Origin of the sequence: Acinetobacter sp. ACNIH3 (genome assembly GCF_002918965.1) — a bacterium.
GTDB classification, from domain to species: Bacteria; Pseudomonadota; Gammaproteobacteria; order Pseudomonadales; family Moraxellaceae; genus Acinetobacter; species Acinetobacter schindleri.
The window spans coordinates 1-17,513 of record NZ_PQLP01000026.1; the positions used below are offsets into that span (position 1 = coordinate 1).

Consider the following 17,513-nt stretch of genomic DNA (forward strand, 5'->3'; position numbering starts at 1 on the left):
TTCTTGACTCAAGCATTAATGCAGTACGATCTTCAAAGTTAAGATGATGGTATGACAATTTTATATACTCCATAAACCCTTTAAATTAATTAGGTGGTTTATGTCGCACTTCAAGTTTTACTCTGCCGTTCATCAGAAAAAGTCTATTTTAATCATTACTTATCTGATTTAGTAGAGAATTCACGGTTAAGAATTTTACCTGTTGGTGGTTATAGTGAGGTGAAAAAACTTTATAACCATCTTTCGATTGCATTTGAAGATTTTAAAATTGATATGAAAGGTAAAGTATTCTTAGTTTGTGATACGGATACAAATTTAGATGCAAATACTGATTATGTGAAACAAGATTCTAAGCATCCTAAATTAAAATATAGAAGATTGATTAATAATCATGAAAATGAAAAATCTGAGTTGGTAGTTATTAATTCAACAACTGCTTCAAACTCCACCGTTCTTGAAGATGTTCTTAATGCAAAGACATTTTTAAAAGTATTGGAGAAGTTCAATGAATCTAATGACGAGTTATCTAGTTTACTTCATGATCATAAAAGAGTGGAATTAATAGAGGGAAAATTTTATCCATCAGGCTTATGCTTAACACTTTCCATTCCTGAAAAAAGAATGTTAAAAGAGTTTTTTGGAAAAAACAAAAATCATATGAAAGTGGAGTTTGCTCAAGAATATATTAAAGAGGTGGAAAATATAGAAGAAATACCATGGATTAATGAAATTAGAGATTTTTTTCAAAATTAAAAAAACCCGCTTTAAAGCGGGTTTCTTTATAAAGAAAGATCAAATCAACCAATCAACTTCTTCATCAATTCATTTACTTGCGCAGGGTTAGCTTTACCTTTTGCTGCTTTCATCACTTGACCAACAAGACCATTGAACGCTTTCTCTTTACCAGATTTGTACTCTTCAACCATCTTCTCGTTCGCAGCAAGCACTTCCTTAATAATCGCTTCAATTGCGCCTGTATCAGTTTCCTGTTTCAAGCCTTTTTCCGCAATAATTTCGTCCGCAGATTTGCCTTCGTCCCACATAAAGCCGAATACTTGTTTCGCAATCTTACCGTTAATCGTATTATCCACAATACGTGCGATCATACCGCCAAGTTTTTCAGCAGATACAGGCGATTCAGCTAAGTCTAAGCCTGCTTTGTTTAAAGCCCCTGAGAATTCGCCCATCACCCAGTTTGCAGACACTTTACCTTGTGCAGCGCCACCAGCAGCAGCAACAACAGCTTCATAGAACTCTGACATTTCACGTGTCAGCGTTAGAACGTGCGCATCGTACTCAGTCACGCCAAAGTCAGCCACAAAACGCGCACGACGTGCCGCCGGAAGCTCAGGAAGTGCCGCACGTGCCGCTTCAATTTGCTCGTCTGCAATGATCACAGGCAACAAGTCTGGGTCAGGGAAGTAGCGGTAATCGTTCGCTTCTTCTTTCGAACGCATAGAACGCGTTTCCATTTTTACAGGGTCGAACAAACGTGTTTCTTGGTCAATCGTACCGTCCCATTCCAGGATTTCCATTTGACGTTCAATTTCTACATTGATCGCCTGTTCAATGAAACGGAATGAGTTGAGATTTTTCAATTCGCAACGTGTACCGAAGGGTTGACCCGGACGACGTAAAGACACGTTACAATCGGCACGGAATGAACCTTCCGCCATGTTACCATCAGAGATACCTAACCAACGCACAAGTGTGTGAATCGCTTTAATGTAGGCAACCGCTTCTTCCACAGAACGCATATCGGGTTCAGATACGATTTCAAGTAAAGGTGTACCTGCACGGTTTAAATCGATGCCTGACATGCCTTCAAACTGGTCATGAATCGATTTGCCAGCATCTTCCTCAAGGTGAGCACGCGTCACACCAATACGTTTGGTTGTGCCATCTTCAAGCTGGATGTCGATATGACCCAAACCCACAATCGGGTTGTCCATCTGGCTGATTTGGTAGCCTTTTGGAGAGTCCGGGTAGAAATAGTTTTTACGTGCGAACACAGATGCTTGGTCAATGTAAGCATCAATCCCCAAACCAAAGCGAATCGCAAGATCCACAACTTCTTTGTTTAATACCGGTAATACGCCCGGCATCGCCAAATCTACAAGGCTGGCCTGAGTGTTTGGATCATTACCAAATTCAGTTGATGAACCCGAGAAGATTTTAGATTTGGTCGCAAGCTGAGTGTGAATCTCGATACCAATAACGACTTCCCAACCATCAATCAGGTTTGATTTAGGTTTAGCGTTGTTCTTCGCCATTATGCGTTCTCCTCAGCAATTGCAGCGCGTTTTGTATGCCAATCTGTTGCTTGTTGATACTGGTGTACCACAGACAACAGTTGAGATTCTGACCAGTAGTTACCAATCAGCTGTAAGCCAACCGGCAAGTTGTTATGGTCAAAACCAACAGGCGCGTTAATCGCAGGAAGACCTGCCAGGTTCACTGCAAGCGTATAAATATCGCCCAGATACATTTCAACCGGTGTTAAATCCGCACCGATTTTATATGCTGTGGTTGGCGCAGATGGGGCAGCAATCACATCAACTGATTCGAATGCTTTCAAGAAGTCTTGTTGAATCAAGCGACGTACTTTCTGTGCTTTTACATAATAAGCATCGTAATAACCAGCAGACAGGGCATAGGTACCAATCAGGATACGACGCTGAACTTCAGAACCGAAACCTTCTGAACGGGAACGTTTATACAGGTCGAGAAGATCTTTAGGCTCTTCACAACGGTAGCCATAACGCACGCCGTCATAGCGTGACAAGTTAGAAGATGCTTCAGCAGGTGCGATCAGGTAATACGTTGGAACATAGGCTTCCGTCATGTTGAGATCAATCTCAACCAGAATAGCGCCCATTTCTTCCAGTTTTTTTAAGGATTCTTCAACGCGTGCTTTTACATCAGCGGCAAGACCTTCAACATTGAAGTACTGTTTTGGAATACCAATACGTAGGCCTTTCACAGATGTGCCATTCAGGTTTGCCACATAATCATCTACTTCTTTTTCCATTGAAGTAGAGTCTTTAGCATCGTGGCCTGCCATCACATTCATCAGGTAAGCACAGTCTTCCGCAGAACGTGCCATTGGACCACCTTGGTCCAGTGATGAAGCATAGGCAATCATACCGAAACGCGATACACGGCCATAAGTCGGTTTCAGACCAGTCAGACCACAGAAAGAGGCTGGCTGACGGATCGAACCACCAGTATCAGTACCGGTTGCAAATGGTGCCAGATCAGCCGCTACAACCGCAGCAGAACCGCCTGAAGAACCGCCCGGAACATGATCCAGTGCCCAAGGGTTTTTGGTTGCGCCAAAGTAAGAGGACTCGGAAGTTGAACCCATGGCGAATTCGTCCATGTTCACTTTACCAAGCGTCACCAGGCCCGCAGCTTTACCTTTCGCTACAACGGTCGCGTCGTAAGGAGAGATAAAATTGTCCAGCATTTTAGAACCAGCAGTTGTTTTAATGCCTTGGGTACAGAAAATATCTTTATGTGCAATTGGTACACCAGTCAGCACATTTGCGCTACCAGCACGACGCAGTGCGTCAGCAGCATCGGCTTGTGCCAGTGCTTGCTCAGCGGTCACAGTCACGTATGACTTCACTTGAGCATCCACTTTTTCGATGCGTTTTAAGTAATGTTCAGTCAATTCGCGTGATGAAAATTTAGCATTGGCCAAACCTTCGGTAAGTTCACGAATTGATAGGCGGTGTAAATCTGTCATGAGAAATAATTCTTTACGTTTAATTTAATAAAAAGATTGAACTGGATAGTAATTACTCAATCACGCGTGGGACGAGATACAAACCGTCCTGTACCGCTGGCGCAACTGCCTGATATTCATCACGGTGATTACTTTCACTCACTACATCTTCACGTAATGGCTGAGGATGGTCGAAAGGGCTTTTTAATGGTTCAACACCGTCAGTATTGATACCTTTCAGCGTTTCCATCATGCCTAAAATTTTATTTAAACTTTGAGCATATTCAGCAGATTGCGTATCATTCAGAGATAATCGTGCAAGGTTCGCAATAGCTGAAACTGTTTCTGCATTTAAATCTGCAGAATGCTGTGCATCCGATGTAGACATAACATTACCTAATCAGTATTAAAAAAAAATCAAATTATCATGCGTTATGATAAGCGATTGACTTGTCCAAAGCATCACATTTAGTTAAAGTTGCCACCTTGCGTCCATATAAAGTTTAATTGAGAACGTCCCCGTGATTCTAAAACGACTAATAGGCTTGTTTTCGCCAGATCTAGCCATTGATTTAGGTACTGCAAATACACTTATTTATGCGCCAGGACGAGGCATTATATTAAATGAACCGACGGTTGTAGCAATCCGTCATAGTGGTTCACAAAAAATTGTTGCTGCCGTAGGTCTTGACGCGAAACAAATGCTTGGTCGTACCCCGGCAAATATTTCAGCAATCCGCCCGATGAAAGATGGCGTGATTGCAGACTTTGAAGTCACTGAAACCATGTTGAATCAGTTTATCGGCAAGGTTCACGAAAAACGTTTATTCCCGCCTGCACCACGTGTTGTGGTGTGTGTTCCATGTAAATCTACTCTGGTTGAACGTCGTGCGATCCGTGAAGCCGTGTATAACGCTGGCGCGCGTGAAGTACGTTTGATTGAAGAACCGATGGCAGCTGCAATTGGCGCTGGCATGCCGGTAGAGCAGGCATGTGGTTCAATGGTTGTGGACGTGGGCGGTGGTACAACAGAAATCGCGATCATCTCGCTGCAGGGCTGTGTTTATGCAGACTCATTGCGTATTGGCGGTGATGTATTTGATGAACAGATCATTAACTACGTGCGTAAAGCACATGGTTGCGTGATCGGTGAAACGACTGCCGAAATTATTAAAAAAGAAGTCGGTATGGCGCTTCCGGATGAAGGTGCAAAAGCACTGGAAATTGAAGTTCGTGGTCGTAATCTGGCTGAAGGTGTGCCGCGTGCAATTACGGTGACTTCTGATGAAGTGACTCAGGCAATTTCTGACCCATTGCAATATATCGTGTCTGCTGTGAAATCTGCACTGGAGCAAACCCCTCCTGAACTGTCTTCAGACATTGCTGAGCGCGGGATCGTATTGACGGGTGGTGGTGCATTACTACGTAACCTGGACAAGCTTCTTGCTAAAGAAACTGGTCTTCCTGTCGTGGTTGCAGAAGATCCGCTGTCATGTGTAACACGTGGTGGCGGTAAGGTTCTCGAATTCTTCGATAACCCAAATCATGACATGTTATTCGTAGGCTAAGAACAGGACACGGCGGGTGCAAACACATCTGTTTTCTCGACAACCGCCATCTTTTCGCTCATTCATCATTGCGTTGGTGACCTGTCTGGTGGTGCTTTTCTTTGATTGGCGCATGCCTCATCTGGTTCAACCTGCAAGGGATGTACTGAATGCGGCATATAATCCGATATATGCCGTGGCCAGCTATCCTGTATTGTCGCGAGAATGGCTGAATCAACAAACCAAGTCTGAAGCACAACTGCGTCGTGAAAATACCGCGATGCAGGCTGAGCTATTACAGGCGCAGGTACGCTTACAGAAAATTTCTGAACTGTCTGCTGAAAATACCCGTCTACGCGGGTTGCTGGACACGCCTTTAATTATTGATGGACGTATGGAAATTGCAGAAGTGATTGGTACTGATGCCGATCCGCTGCGTCATATCATCGTGATTAACCGGGGTTCTAACAGCCACCTACGGATAGGACAGACTGTGCTGGATGACAAGGGGATCATGGGGCAGATCATTAGTGTCTATCCGCATAGTAGCCGTGTCATGCTGCTCTCAGATAAAGAACATTCACTTTCAGTACGTCTGGAACACACCGGAATGCGTGCCATCGTCTCGGGGACGGGTGATCTTGGGCGTCTGAAAATGGAATATGTACCGACCAGTGCCAACATCAAAGTCGGTGAAAAAGTTTATAGCTCAGGTTTGGGACAGCATTTTCCGGCAGGTTATCTGGTTGGCACCGTCTCCAAAGTACAACGTCATAATTCAGGTGAATTTGCCCAGATTGATGTGATTCCGGCAGCACAGCTGGCTGGTGGTCATCATGTGGTGGTACTGTTCTCTGATTCATTAGCGATGGAGCAGCCACATGTCGATCGCTAAAATGCAGTCCAGAACCCATCGGGATCCATTATTCCCGATTATTATTTCAGTAATTTTGGCCTCGGTTCTGGTGGTCTATCCTTTATCTTATTCGCTCTCTGGCTGGCGTCCGCAGTTTATGCTGATGGTGATGCTGTTCTGGGTGCTCTGCCAGCCGACCTGGTGTGGGATCTGGTTCGCGTTTAGTACCGGGATTTTGCTGGATCTGCTATTGGATGCACCTTTAGGTCTGAATGCGCTGAGTTTTATTATTATTGCCTTTATGGCGCGCTTCCTGACCCGTGAGCGCCGCATCCTGACTTTTAGCAATCTCTGGATTATTGCTACATTAGCACTCGTTGCCCATCTGATGCTGACCTTCTTTGCTCAAATCATTAGCGGCGTGCAGTTCTCGATTCCACGTCACTGGCTACCGATACTGACTAGCGTTATGGTATGGCCTGTTCTATATTATCTGCTCAGAAAATGGCGCATCTGATTCTGGCCTCCAGTTCACCTCGACGCCGTGAACTGCTGCAACAGTTGGGACTGGAGTTCGAGATTTACAGTCCTGATATTGACGAATCCGTATTGCCCAATGAGTCAGTTGCGGCTTATGTTGAGCGTTTGGCACGTGCCAAAGCGGATGCCGTGGCCGAGCGTTATCCAGATGCAATTATCATTGCTGCCGACACCAGTCTGGGTATCGATAACGAGATTCTGGGTAAGCCGGAATCCAAACAGCATGCTTTTGCAATGTGGGCTAAAATTTCAGGCCGTAAACATGATGTATTTAGCGGTGTCTGCGTACGCACTAAAAATGAAAAATACAGTATAGTGGTAAGAACACAGGTTGAATTTCAATCACTCACCACCCATGATATGGAAATTTATTGGGCGACTAGTGAACCGGTAGGCAAGGCAGGCGGTTATGCCATTCAAGGCATTGCAGCACGTTATATCCCCGCGATTCAGGGGAGCTACTCTAATGTAGTCGGTTTGCCCCTATATGAAACGGTACAGTTATTACAGACGGTTAAAGCACTAAATTAACTGCTGAAAAAAGAATTCTTATAATGTTTTGAGTGTTGTTATGTCTGACGAGTTATTGATTAACTTCACACCGATGGAATGTCGTGTGGCGTTAATCGAAAACGGCACGGTGAACGAACTGTTCATCGAGCGTACCGCGAAGCGCGGTCTGGTGGGGAACGTATATAAAGGCAAAGTGGTCCGTGTCCTGCCAGGGATGCAGGCTGCTTTTGTCGATATTGGTCTGTCACGTACTGCTTTTTTGCATATCAATGACATGGTCTGGCCGCGTCAGCAGCCGACACCGAATGTGTTTGAATTACTGCAGCCAGGTCAGATTCTGACGGTGCAGGTGATGAAAGACATGCTCGGGACCAAAGGCGCACGTCTTTCAACTGATCTCTCCATTCCTTCACGTTATCTGGTTTTGATGCCTTATGGCAATCATATTGGCGTATCGCAACGGATTGAATCCGAGGAAGAACGTAACCGTTTACGTTCGATTATTGAACGGATTCAGGCCCAGCATAAACTGCCCGGTTCGGTGATTGTCCGTACTGCGGCAGAAGGCATTGATGAAGCTGAAATTGCCCAGGACATGGCTTATCTGGCCAAGCTTTGGGACTACATTCAGCGCAAACAGAAGAGCATTGCTGTTCCATCACTGATCTTTGAAGAACTGCCGCTGCCACAGCGTGTGATTCGTGATCTGGCCAATGAAAATACTGCCAAAATCTATGTCGATTCACGTGAAATCCACGGCAAACTGAAAGAGTTTGTTAAAGAATTTGTGCCAAGCATGAATGATCGTTTGCTGCACTATCCAGGCGAGCGCCCGATTTTTGACTTATATAATGTTGAAGATGATATCCAGAAGGCTCTACAAACCCGTGTGGCACTAAAATCTGGTGGTTATCTGATGATTGATCAGACTGAGGCCATGACCACGATTGATGTCAATACCGGTTCCTATGTCGGCGGTCGTTCACTGGAAGATACCGTCTTCAAAACCAATATGGAAGCAACTGAGGTGATTGCACGTCAGTTACGACTGCGTAATCTGGGTGGGATCATTATTATTGATTTTATTGACATGCAGGAAGCACAGCATCGTGACGAGGTAATGAACCAGTTCGAAAAAATGCTGCAACGTGATCATGCCAAAACCAAGATTACCCAGGTATCTGAACTGGGTCTGGTCGAGATGACGCGTAAACGTACCCGTGAATCTCTAGAGCACCTGTTATGCGAATCCTGTCCAACCTGTCAGGGACGTGGATACGTCAAAACAGCAGAATCAGTGTGTTACGAAATATTCCGTGAAATTTTACGTTACGCACGCGCTTATCAATCACAAAGTGGATTTACTGTAGTGGCACATCCGTCAGTGATTGATCGACTGCTGACTGCAGAAGCCCCGGCTGTGGCGGATCTGGAACACTTTATTGATCGCGTGATTAAGTTCCAAGTTGAGAATTTATATACGCAAGAGCAATACGATATCATTCTCAGCTGAAATTGTAACAGAATATCGTAAAACCCTTGTTACAACTGGAATTTTACAAGCGCAGGTGAATTCTGAATACTAGACACATCCAGTAGCCAAAGCCAATCTCCCAATATTTTGGCTTAGCAAAAAATGAGGTGTGTCATGAGTATAAGTAAAGCAGTTATTAATAAGGGTCTAAAACACGTGCTTGAACCGAAAACTGTCCACGCAGGATACATTGTGGACGAACGCGGCAATGAAGTTCAGATTACTTCATCTATGATCCGTACGGTCTGCCATCAGCTATTAAAACAATGTCGTACTGTGAAAAGTTAAAATTTGAATATTGCTTGAATGATTTGAATAAAAAATAATCAAATAAAAATAAAGGGGCACCATATGCCCCTTTATTATTGCATGAAATTATTGGCAAAAATGTTCATACTTATTTTTGCATAAAAACTTAGTCTTGGTTTTAGTCTTCATCGCAGTCTAACTTACTGCTGCGAGCTTTGGGGTTTTGCCACCATCGACGATCCGTTCAAAACGCTGGATTTCGTCCTCAAGATGAGTAAGCAGATTCTGCATTTTAGGCAGGGAATTACGGCAGGCGGTCAGACCCACTTCAAGTTTGTCTAAATAACTGGTCATGGTGATATTGAGTGCCTGACCATCGAGCACGATAGAGGCAGGGTAGAGGGCTTCCAGACGGGCACCATTCCAGTACAGCGGTTCTTGGGGACCTGGAACATTGGAAATCACCAGATTAAATGCCTGGCGTTTTGGCATCAGACCTGATGCAATATTTAAACCTGCAGCGCCATAAACAAAAGCACTATAGTTCAGAATCTGATTGGCATTCATACGCTTAAAACGTTCTTTGGCATTCAGTACGCTACGACGTACGATCTTGAGGCGTTCTAAAGGATCTTCCTTATGTGTACCCAGATTCGCCAGAATCATGGTAATACGGTTTGATACATCAGAGTCATCAGAACGTACAGAAGCCGGTACCATGGCAATCAACGGTTTCTTTGGTAGAGCATCTTGGCTGATTAAATATTCACGCAAGGCACCAGAACAGATTGCCAGCACGATATCGTTAATAGTTACACCCAAGGCTTTAGAAATACGACGAAGACGCTCAAATTCAAAGGATTGCGCAGCAAATCGGCGTGATGCACTGACACGTTGATTTAGAATGGATGAAGGGGCCTGGAAACTGGAGACATAATCAGGATTACGTCCCATGTCTTTTAATACAGTTTGCGACAGCTCATAGATGACACGCGGAGTAGATTCCAGCTGTCCTTTCAGCGTAGATAAAACGCCTTTAATGCGGCTAACTTTTGGTGCTTTCAGGCGCTTGGCACGTGGTCCTTCTACACACCATGGTGGCACAATACTTTTTCCATGTGGATCATGAGACAGTGATTTCTCGACCAGACGCATACCTGCAATGCCATCGACCATAGCATGGTGAATTTTAAAGTACATCGCGAAACGATTACCTTCTATTCCTTCAATGATATGACAGGTCCAGAGTGGTTTGGCACGGTCAATCAGAGCACTATGTTCCTGTGAAATATAGGTGAGTAATTCACGGATGCGACCCGGTTTTGGCAGGGCAATATGCCGGAAATGATGATCCAGATCGAACTGTTGATCTTCGTCCCAGAACAAGCCATTTAAATAATTATTGAAAGGTGGGATTGGAATAGATTTGGAAGTACGGATATCACGCACCAATTCCTGAATAAAAGTTGCCGGTGCATTATCGGGAATCTGAAATAAAAAAAGACCACCTACATGCATAGGTTGCTGCCGTTTCTCTAAAGATAAAAAAATAAGATCAATTGGATGTAATGGACGCATAGCGTGGATTGCCTCACTGCACTCTATATGGCTGTGCTCTGTCTGAAAAGCCTTGTTAGAATTATTGCTTTAGTAAAGAAAGTATAGCTGTTTTAACGTAGAAATGAACTGCTTAATCTTAATCTGTTAAGTTAAAAATTAATAATTGACATGGAGGTTTATACCTTCCTAAGTTTTTGAAATGTGAAAATTTTAGTTTTTAAAGCTACTGCTGAAAATACGTTTTTTAGGTCTGATGGGAGTATAACTGAGTAATTATGCATCATTAAAAGAATGGTATTGGGTTCAATTTCACATTTTTTTGCAAATAAATCTATTCAATAACATTTTATAAATTCTTTGATAATCCTCAGGATCTTTCCTGATGAATGGTAAAAGAGGAGACTTTAAATCTTGTCACCAAATGTAAGAATCGTAGTTAAAAAGGCTATCCTGATTCAGGATAGCCTCTTACAAATATACACAGTCTGATTTAATTTTACTTTTTCAGGTTGCCTGCATGTAAGCCGCATTCTTTATGTGTTGCTTCTTCCCACCACCAGCGACCTTCACGTTCATGCTGGTTCGGTAAAACGGGACGAGTACATGGTTCACAGCCAATAGAAATAAATCCTTTCTCATGCAATGGGTTATATGGAATTTCCATCATACGGATATAACTCCATACATCGGCACTCGACCAATTGGCAAGTGGGTTGTATTTAATCAGCTGTTTACCGGGACCTGAAAAACCTGGATCTGCCTGAACCACCGGAATTTCATTCCGTGTACCCGGGCTCTGGTCTTTACGCTGACCGGTAATCCAGCCATCAAGCGTTGCAAGTTTTTTACGTAATGGTTGAACCTTGCGGATGCCACAACATTCCTGATGACCATCTTGATAGAAACTGAACATCCCTTTACGAGTAGTCAAATTTTCAATGGCTTCACGTTCAGGAAAACAGATTTCAATATCAATATTATAGTGTTTTCGAACTTGTTCGATAAATTGATAGGTTTCAGCGTGCAAGCGGCCTGTATCCAGACTAAAGACACGGAAAGGTTTACCGAGGTGGGAAGCCATGTCAATCAGTACAACATCTTCTGCACCAGAAAATGAAATGGCAATTTCACCTGGTTGATTCAGGGCAAGTGCCAAAATTTCACTTGGAGATTTATCAGCATATTCAGATGCAAGCGCATCCACAATATCAATAGTAGGAATAGTGGTCATGAGAATCCTGGCGATATAGGCTTGGAATGACTCTGCCTATATTAATTAATTTCACATGTATTTTAATAGAAGAGAATTAGTAGGCTTATCACTAAAAAATAAATACTTATGAAAAAAATAGATTTAAAAAAGAACAATGCAAAATATGAATCTTCAGCTATGATATGGAAAATTTTTTAGATGATAACTGAGGGGAATATTCATGGAAGTCGTATGTCTGGATCTTGAAGGTGTATTGGTTCCTGAAATTTGGATTAATTTTGCAAAGAAAACAGGCATTAAAGCGCTTGAAGCAACGACTCGTGATATTCCTGACTATGATGTGTTAATGACACAACGTCTGAATATTTTGAAAGAGCATGGCTTGGGTCTGAATGATATTCAGGAAGTGATTGCAGATATGGGGCCATTTGAAGGCGCCAAAGAATTTGTAGAATGGGTAAGCACTCATTTCCAACTGATTATTTTATCTGATACTTTCTATGAGTTTGCGCATCCTTTAATGAAACAGTTGGGCTGGCCAACAATTTTCTGTCATAAACTTGAAACAGATGAAAAGGGTATGATTACTGACTATAAATTGCGTCAGCCAGATCAAAAGCGTCAAGCGGTGAAAGCATTGCACGGTCTGAACTTCCGTGTGATTGCAGCAGGGGACTCATATAACGATACCACCATGCTGGGTGAAGCGGATCACGGTTTCCTGTTTGATGCACCGGAAAATGTGATTGCTGAATTCCCGCAATTCCCACCGATTCATGGTTATGCAGCGTTGAAAGAAGCCATCCGTAATGCTTCAATCCGTAATATTCCAGCTTAAGTGTTAAAAGCTGAATGAAATAAAAAAGGCGCTTGAGGCGCCTTTTTTATTTTGAGGACATAGCCTGAATTAGAAGCGGTAACCGATCTTCATGCCATATGCCCATGCATTATTATCTTCAAATTCACCTACTGGATTTCCTCCTGTCTGTGCAGTCGCATCACCTAACCAAAGGTGTTTTACACCAGCCTGGATAAAGTAATTTGCAGCAGGGCTATATTGAGCACCTAGACCTAAACTCCAATAACCTTCAGTTGGGCCAAGTGTTGTCACAGGATTACCTGCACCTGAATCCCAGCCTACTGAAGTAGATGCTGACCATTTGTCATTAAACTTATGACCGACACCGATATTTGCAGACCATTGGTCGTCAGAGTAATCGATAAGATTATTCCCTGAATTAGCTTTTAAGAATACAGGAGTTACAGCAAATTGATCCCAATGTACCCAACGTATATTAGCAAAAGCGATGGTATTTTGTGCAACACCAGACTGGAAATCTAAATTCACAGATTGTGGTGTAATTGCATCTACGCGCTCATTACTCATAGGAACAGTAGTACCTGCAGGTACAGTGAATCCCGGTGCTAAGGTAGTAGACTGAGCAAAGGTAAAACTTTCAGTTCCTGTTGCCTTATGCTTAATTTCTGAACGATAGGTAACAGAAGCTTTTAATGCAATTTCAGGAATTTGATAAGCAAATCCAGCAAGCCATCCAAAGGCTTCTTCTTGTTTAAGCTGAATGTTATAGCCACTTAATAAAGAATAAGCACCCCCCCGTAATTTAATATCAGCCTCAACAGTTTGCCACACTGGACCAGCATAGAAATTCCAGTTTTCTGTAGGTTGATAACCAATGAGGGCAGTTAAATTATGTGTGTCAACATCAACTGATGTACCTTCTACACCATTACCAAAAGAACCAGCAGTTTCAGCGTATGTTGCATCTGCTCCAAAAGGTTGATCATAGATCAAGCCTAAAGAAATTTTGTCTGTTGCTTGAACTTTAATTGCAGCAGAGGGGAAATAGTAATCTTCCCCCATGTCGTTAATTTTTTCACCTTCAAAAGCAGATACTTTAGATGTCCCTTTCACAGTTGGATCAAGAACAGAAATTCCTGCTTCTGCATAGTTACCAGGTTGTAAAAAAGCCTGAATAGACTGGCCTGAACGGTCTAAACCGGCAGCGAACACGAGAGAAGTAGGCAGGCTAGAAAGAAGAATAGCGATAGAGATTGGCTTAAGCTTCATGGCTCATCCTTGACAATGTTGCATAAATATTAATAAAAGTTGTGGAAAAGTAACACAAATTTAAAAAGAGTAAATGCTCCACTTCGTCCAAGAAATTAACTATGGCGGTTATAAAAAATGATTGCTTAGAGTATTTATACTATATTTTTTTGATTAACTTAATGAAAATAAACAAATAATAATTTTTATCAAAATATATTAAAAACAAAATTTAGGCAAAATTTGATTGGTGATAAAAGCATCGAATAGTATACGGGTGTATAAAAATATAAATGAGACAATAAAAACCACCCGAAGGTGGTTTTTATTAACTAACAGGAATTAGAAGCGATAGCCCATTTTTAAGCCATAACCTAAAGCATGGTTATCTTCAAATTGTGCCACAGAGTTTCCTGTACCAAACATTGATGCAGGTTGAGCTTTAGCATCACCTAACCAGAAGTACTTCACACCACCAGCGATAAAGTAGTTTGCAGCAGGTGAGAATTGTAGACCTAGGCCAACGTTCCAGTAACCTTCAGTTGGACCTAAAGTTGAAACAGGGTTGCCTGCACCTGAATCCCAACCTACAGAGACATTACCTGCCCATTTTTCATTAAATTTACGGCCTACACCTACAGTAGCTGACCATTGATCATCTGTATAACCCACTAAGTCAAAACCATTTGGATTATCTGGGGTTAAGCCTGCGGCACCTAAAGCTTCTGAAACTGTACCAAACTGTTCAGGACGAATTGAAAAATCTTCCCAGTTTACCCAGCGCACATTAGCAAAAGCGACTGTGTCAGCCATGATACCAGTTTGGAAATCAAGGTTTACAGATTGTGGAGTTGTAATTTTGGTAGTAGTGTTTTCGTTATATACCGCACCTGGTCCAGGAACTAAACCAGTTAAAATTAAGCTTGTACCATATTCATTCGTTGCTGCTTCGTGATCAATTTCAGAGCGATACGTTAAAGATGCTTTTAATGCGATTTCAGGAATTTGGTAAGCTAAACCTGCAATCCAGCCTACTGCAGAATCTTTCTTCATATCTGCATTATATTGGCCTAATGCAATAGTAGAACCGTATGCGGTACCACGTAGTTGAACATTCCCTTTAACGGTCTGGTATACCGCACCACCATATAGATTCCAGTTTTCAGTTGGTTGGAAACCTAATAGGAACGTTAAATTTTCGGTTGTAACTTCTACTTCAGTTGCTTCTTGGCCATCATGCAATAAGCCCTGTCCAGCAAATAATGCAGCTGGAAGCCCCAAGCCTGCTAATGCTGGGTTTGCTCCAGCATCACCAACTGAATAGGCTGCATCAGCACCAAAAGGTTGATCGTATAAAAGACCCACTGATAATTTATCAGCTACTTGAAACTTTAATGCTGCACTTGGGAAGTAATAATCTTCGCCCATGTCTGATAGAGAGGTATTCTCAAGACCAGCTAAAGCTGCAGGAATAGCAGCGTTAGGTGTATAACCTGCATTAGCTTTACCAGATACAGATGGATCTAAAACAGAAATACCTGCTTCAAAATAGTTACCAGGTTGTAGGAAGGCTGCAATAGATTGGCCTGAACGATCTAGTGCTGCTGCAAATGCGCCTGTCATAGGTACAGTTGCAAGAATCATTGCAGTAGTTAATGTTTTTAATTTCATTTACGTCTTTCCTTGAGGTACAAATTTATATCTAGCGTTGTTGTTTGCACTTATTGAATTCTTGGAGATTTCGGGTATTTATCCGCAATCATTTGTTACTCCATGTGACAAAAATAGCACAATTAAAATAAGAGTAAATGCTCTAGAAAAAACTAATTAGTCTAAAAAAGCACCAAAATAGAGTTTTTGCACCAAAAAATGGCCTTATTTTGAAATAAGTATTTGAAAGTAAAAGAAATAAAATAATGGAGAAAAAATGATTTTTTGTATAAAAAATATTCTAAAAATATGAAGATTAACGCTAATTTTTTGAAGTATAGATCACATTTTGAAAGGATGGTGCGCCCTGCGGGACTCGAACCCACGTCGGTCGCTTAGGAGGCAACTGCTCTATCCAGTTAAGCTAAGGGCGCGAAAAAAGGCTATTGTACTGTAAAAAATGCAAAAAAAAAGTTATTGCCGAAGCAATAACTTTAAAAATCATCGATTAAAAGATTTTTTGATTAATTCTTAGGGCGCAGTGCCTTAAACAGAATAAACATGATCACGACCCAAATCGGAAGCATCAGTACCGATTCTTTAAAGCCTTGTGTCCACATGATGTAAAGAATGGTCGCAATGAAAGCTAAAACCAGAATATTACTTGCAGGTGACCACAATGCAGGGAAACTGGTCTTTTGTCCTAACTGCTTCATGCTTTGCATAAACTTGAAGTGAGTCAGACTAATCATGGCCCAGTTCAGTACCAGTGCACCTACCACTACATAAATCAGGTGACTTAAGGCATCTTCAGGAACAAAGTAGTTTAGAAGTACACAGCCGAAAATCAGCAGGGCAGAGAACAGAACTGCAGGAATTGGAACGCCTTGTTTGTTCACAGTCTTAAAGATTTTAGGGGCATTACCTTGCTGTGCCAGACCATAGAGCATACGGCTATTAGCATACATACCACTGTTATAAACAGAAAGTGCAGCTGTCAGGATGATGAAGTTCAGCAGATGTGCTGCCCAGTCAATCCCCAATTGGCTAAAGATCATTACAAACGGGCTTTTATCCAGACCACCCAGTTCCAGCTGGTTCCAAGGCACTAAAGATAACAGAATGGTCAACGCACCTACATAGAACACCAGAATACGGAATACAACCTGATTAATCGCTTTTGGAATAGTTTTTTCTGGATTTTCAGCTTCTGCTGCCGCCATCCCGATCAGTTCAATACCACCGAAGGCAAACATCAGGAAGGCCAGCATATAGAATAAGCCTTCAAAGCCATTCGGGAAGAAACCGCCTGCTGTCCAAAGGTTGCTGAAAGAAGCTCCTGAAGAAGCATCAGCAGTCAGGATCAGATAGAGACCAAAGACAATCATGGAAATGACCGCAGTCACTTTTACAATGGATAGCCAGAATTCTGATTCACCGTAGAATTTTACATTGCCAAGGTTGACCAGGGTAATCACAATGAAGAAAAACAGCACCGATGCCCAAGCAGGAATATGGGGCCACCAGTAGTTAATATATTTTGCGACAGCAGTAAGCTCGGTCATTGCGACCAGGATATACAGGATCCAGTAGTTCCAGCCCGCGAGGAAGCCAGGGAATTTACCCCAATATTTATAAGCAAAATGGCTGAAAGAACCTGCAACAGGTTCATGAACAATCATTTCACCCAATTGACGCATAATTAGGAAAGCAATTAAGCCACCAATGGCATAGCCCAGAATAATCGAAGGACCAGCGGATTGGATCACCTGTGCGGAACCTAAGAATAAGCCTGTGCCAATTGCACCGCCCATGGCGATCAACTGAATATGACGGTTCTTTAAGCCACGCTGAAGTTGTGAAGACTCGTTATTCAAAGTATTCAGCCCGACAATGTAAAAATAAGTTGAAAGATTGTAATTGATCAGTCAAAAGAAGCCTAGTAGAAGCCTTGAATGAAAAATTATTATCAGATTAATAAAAAATTATTATAAAAATAAATTAAATAAAAGATAAATGAATCAATATATTAATTTTATTGAATCTGATATTC

At 42.2% G+C, this 17,513-nt stretch carries 16 protein-coding genes and 1 tRNA gene; 8 read left to right on the plus strand and 9 right to left on the minus strand.

Features of this window, described 5'->3' with window-relative positions:
* The first annotated feature begins 93 nt into the window (after window positions 1–93).
* Entirely contained in the window at window positions 94–753 is a 660-nt protein-coding gene (locus C3420_RS10925; protein ID WP_146048156.1) for a hypothetical protein, read from the plus strand.
* A 44-nt stretch (window positions 754–797) separates the two neighbouring features.
* Here the strand turns inward: C3420_RS10925 and gatB are convergent, their stop codons facing one another.
* From gatB to gatC, 3 genes are read right to left on the minus strand one after another with little or no spacing between them, the layout of a single operon-like run.
* A complete protein-coding gene (gene gatB / locus C3420_RS10930; RefSeq protein WP_103800521.1) occupies window positions 798–2,273 on the minus strand; it encodes an Asp-tRNA(Asn)/Glu-tRNA(Gln) amidotransferase subunit GatB in 1,476 nt (491 codons plus the stop codon).
* Window positions 2,273–3,751, minus strand: coding sequence for an Asp-tRNA(Asn)/Glu-tRNA(Gln) amidotransferase subunit GatA (gatA, locus tag C3420_RS10935; protein WP_103800522.1), 1,479 nt, complete (start codon window positions 3,749–3,751; stop codon window positions 2,273–2,275). The genes gatB and gatA overlap by 1 nt, the downstream gene beginning before the upstream one ends.
* 52 nt (window positions 3,752–3,803) lie before the next feature.
* Window positions 3,804–4,118: an Asp-tRNA(Asn)/Glu-tRNA(Gln) amidotransferase subunit GatC gene (gatC, locus tag C3420_RS10940; protein WP_005221175.1), complete on the minus strand. Its 315-nt coding sequence runs from the start codon at window positions 4,116–4,118 to the stop codon at window positions 3,804–3,806.
* 133 nt (window positions 4,119–4,251) lie between these two features.
* Here gatC and C3420_RS10945 point away from each other — a divergent pair, with 133 nt between their 5' ends.
* The 6 genes from C3420_RS10945 (at window position 4,252) to C3420_RS17395 (ending at window position 9,008) form a co-directional block, all read left to right on the plus strand.
* Window positions 4,252–5,298: a rod shape-determining protein gene (locus tag C3420_RS10945; RefSeq protein ID WP_004810982.1), complete on the plus strand. Its 1,047-nt coding sequence runs from the start codon at window positions 4,252–4,254 to the stop codon at window positions 5,296–5,298.
* A gap of 16 nt (window positions 5,299–5,314) precedes the next feature.
* Window positions 5,315–6,172, plus strand: a complete 858-nt coding sequence (gene mreC, locus C3420_RS10950) for a rod shape-determining protein MreC (RefSeq protein WP_071319928.1) — start codon at window positions 5,315–5,317, stop codon at window positions 6,170–6,172.
* Entirely contained in the window at window positions 6,159–6,650 is a 492-nt protein-coding gene (gene mreD, locus C3420_RS10955) for a rod shape-determining protein MreD (RefSeq protein WP_048881382.1), read from the plus strand. The genes mreC and mreD overlap by 14 nt, the downstream gene beginning before the upstream one ends.
* Window positions 6,638–7,204: a Maf-like protein gene (locus C3420_RS10960; RefSeq protein ID WP_103800523.1), complete on the plus strand. Its 567-nt coding sequence runs from the start codon at window positions 6,638–6,640 to the stop codon at window positions 7,202–7,204. The genes mreD and C3420_RS10960 overlap by 13 nt, the downstream gene beginning before the upstream one ends.
* A 40-nt stretch (window positions 7,205–7,244) precedes the next feature.
* Window positions 7,245–8,699, plus strand: coding sequence for a ribonuclease G (gene rng, locus C3420_RS10965; RefSeq protein WP_103800524.1), 1,455 nt, complete (start codon window positions 7,245–7,247; stop codon window positions 8,697–8,699).
* Between the two features lie 135 nt (window positions 8,700–8,834).
* Complete coding sequence (locus tag C3420_RS17395) at window positions 8,835–9,008, plus strand: PA1571 family protein (RefSeq protein ID WP_004810972.1); 174 nt, start codon at window positions 8,835–8,837, stop codon at window positions 9,006–9,008.
* Between the two features lie 156 nt (window positions 9,009–9,164).
* Here C3420_RS17395 and C3420_RS10970 read toward each other — a convergent pair whose 3' ends face one another.
* Window positions 9,165–10,547 carry a WS/DGAT/MGAT family O-acyltransferase gene (locus C3420_RS10970; RefSeq protein ID WP_048881384.1) on the minus strand — a complete coding sequence of 461 codons (1,383 nt, stop codon included), beginning with the start codon at window positions 10,545–10,547 and terminating at the stop codon, window positions 9,165–9,167.
* Window positions 10,548–11,025: 478 nt separating this feature from the next.
* Entirely contained in the window at window positions 11,026–11,760 is a 735-nt protein-coding gene (locus tag C3420_RS10975) for a phosphoadenylyl-sulfate reductase (protein WP_048881385.1), read from the minus strand.
* A 202-nt stretch (window positions 11,761–11,962) separates the two neighbouring features.
* On the opposite strand from C3420_RS10975, the gene thrH reads away from it, so the two are divergent.
* Window positions 11,963–12,580, plus strand: coding sequence for a bifunctional phosphoserine phosphatase/homoserine phosphotransferase ThrH (gene thrH, locus C3420_RS10980; protein ID WP_103800525.1), 618 nt, complete (start codon window positions 11,963–11,965; stop codon window positions 12,578–12,580).
* A 69-nt stretch (window positions 12,581–12,649) separates the two neighbouring features.
* Here the strand turns inward: thrH and C3420_RS10985 are convergent, their stop codons facing one another.
* The 4 genes from C3420_RS10985 to C3420_RS11000 all read right to left on the minus strand — a co-directional run bounded on the left by C3420_RS10985 (window position 12,650) and on the right by C3420_RS11000 (window position 17,337).
* Window positions 12,650–13,831: an OmpP1/FadL family transporter gene (locus C3420_RS10985; protein WP_103800526.1), complete on the minus strand. Its 1,182-nt coding sequence runs from the start codon at window positions 13,829–13,831 to the stop codon at window positions 12,650–12,652.
* A 321-nt stretch (window positions 13,832–14,152) separates the two neighbouring features.
* Window positions 14,153–15,481, minus strand: a complete 1,329-nt coding sequence (locus C3420_RS10990) for an OmpP1/FadL family transporter (protein WP_004783080.1) — start codon at window positions 15,479–15,481, stop codon at window positions 14,153–14,155.
* 337 nt (window positions 15,482–15,818) lie between these two features.
* Window positions 15,819–15,894: transfer RNA gene (locus tag C3420_RS10995), tRNA-Arg, on the minus strand.
* A 90-nt stretch (window positions 15,895–15,984) separates the two neighbouring features.
* Complete coding sequence (locus tag C3420_RS11000) at window positions 15,985–17,337, minus strand: amino acid permease (RefSeq protein ID WP_103800527.1); 1,353 nt, start codon at window positions 17,335–17,337, stop codon at window positions 15,985–15,987.
* Window positions 17,338–17,513 lie beyond the last annotated feature (176 nt).

Coding starts and splice junctions, on each gene's coding strand:
- rng (WP_103800524.1), top strand. CDS start 7,245: ATGTCTGACGAGTTATTGATTAACTTCACACCGATGGAATGTCGTGTG.
- mreD (WP_048881382.1), top strand. CDS start 6,159: ATGTCGATCGCTAAAATGCAGTCCAGAACCCATCGGGATCCATTATTC.
- C3420_RS10985 (WP_103800526.1), bottom strand. CDS start 13,831: ATGAAGCTTAAGCCAATCTCTATCGCTATTCTTCTTTCTAGCCTGCCT.
- gatC (WP_005221175.1), bottom strand. CDS start 4,118: ATGTCTACATCGGATGCACAGCATTCTGCAGATTTAAATGCAGAAACA.
- C3420_RS10970 (WP_048881384.1), bottom strand. CDS start 10,547: ATGCGTCCATTACATCCAATTGATCTTATTTTTTTATCTTTAGAGAAA.
- C3420_RS10960 (WP_103800523.1), top strand. CDS start 6,638: ATGGCGCATCTGATTCTGGCCTCCAGTTCACCTCGACGCCGTGAACTG.
- gatB (WP_103800521.1), bottom strand. CDS start 2,273: ATGGCGAAGAACAACGCTAAACCTAAATCAAACCTGATTGATGGTTGG.
- gatA (WP_103800522.1), bottom strand. CDS start 3,751: ATGACAGATTTACACCGCCTATCAATTCGTGAACTTACCGAAGGTTTG.
- C3420_RS10975 (WP_048881385.1), bottom strand. CDS start 11,760: ATGACCACTATTCCTACTATTGATATTGTGGATGCGCTTGCATCTGAA.
- C3420_RS10990 (WP_004783080.1), bottom strand. CDS start 15,481: ATGAAATTAAAAACATTAACTACTGCAATGATTCTTGCAACTGTACCT.
- thrH (WP_103800525.1), top strand. CDS start 11,963: ATGGAAGTCGTATGTCTGGATCTTGAAGGTGTATTGGTTCCTGAAATT.
- C3420_RS17395 (WP_004810972.1), top strand. CDS start 8,835: ATGAGTATAAGTAAAGCAGTTATTAATAAGGGTCTAAAACACGTGCTT.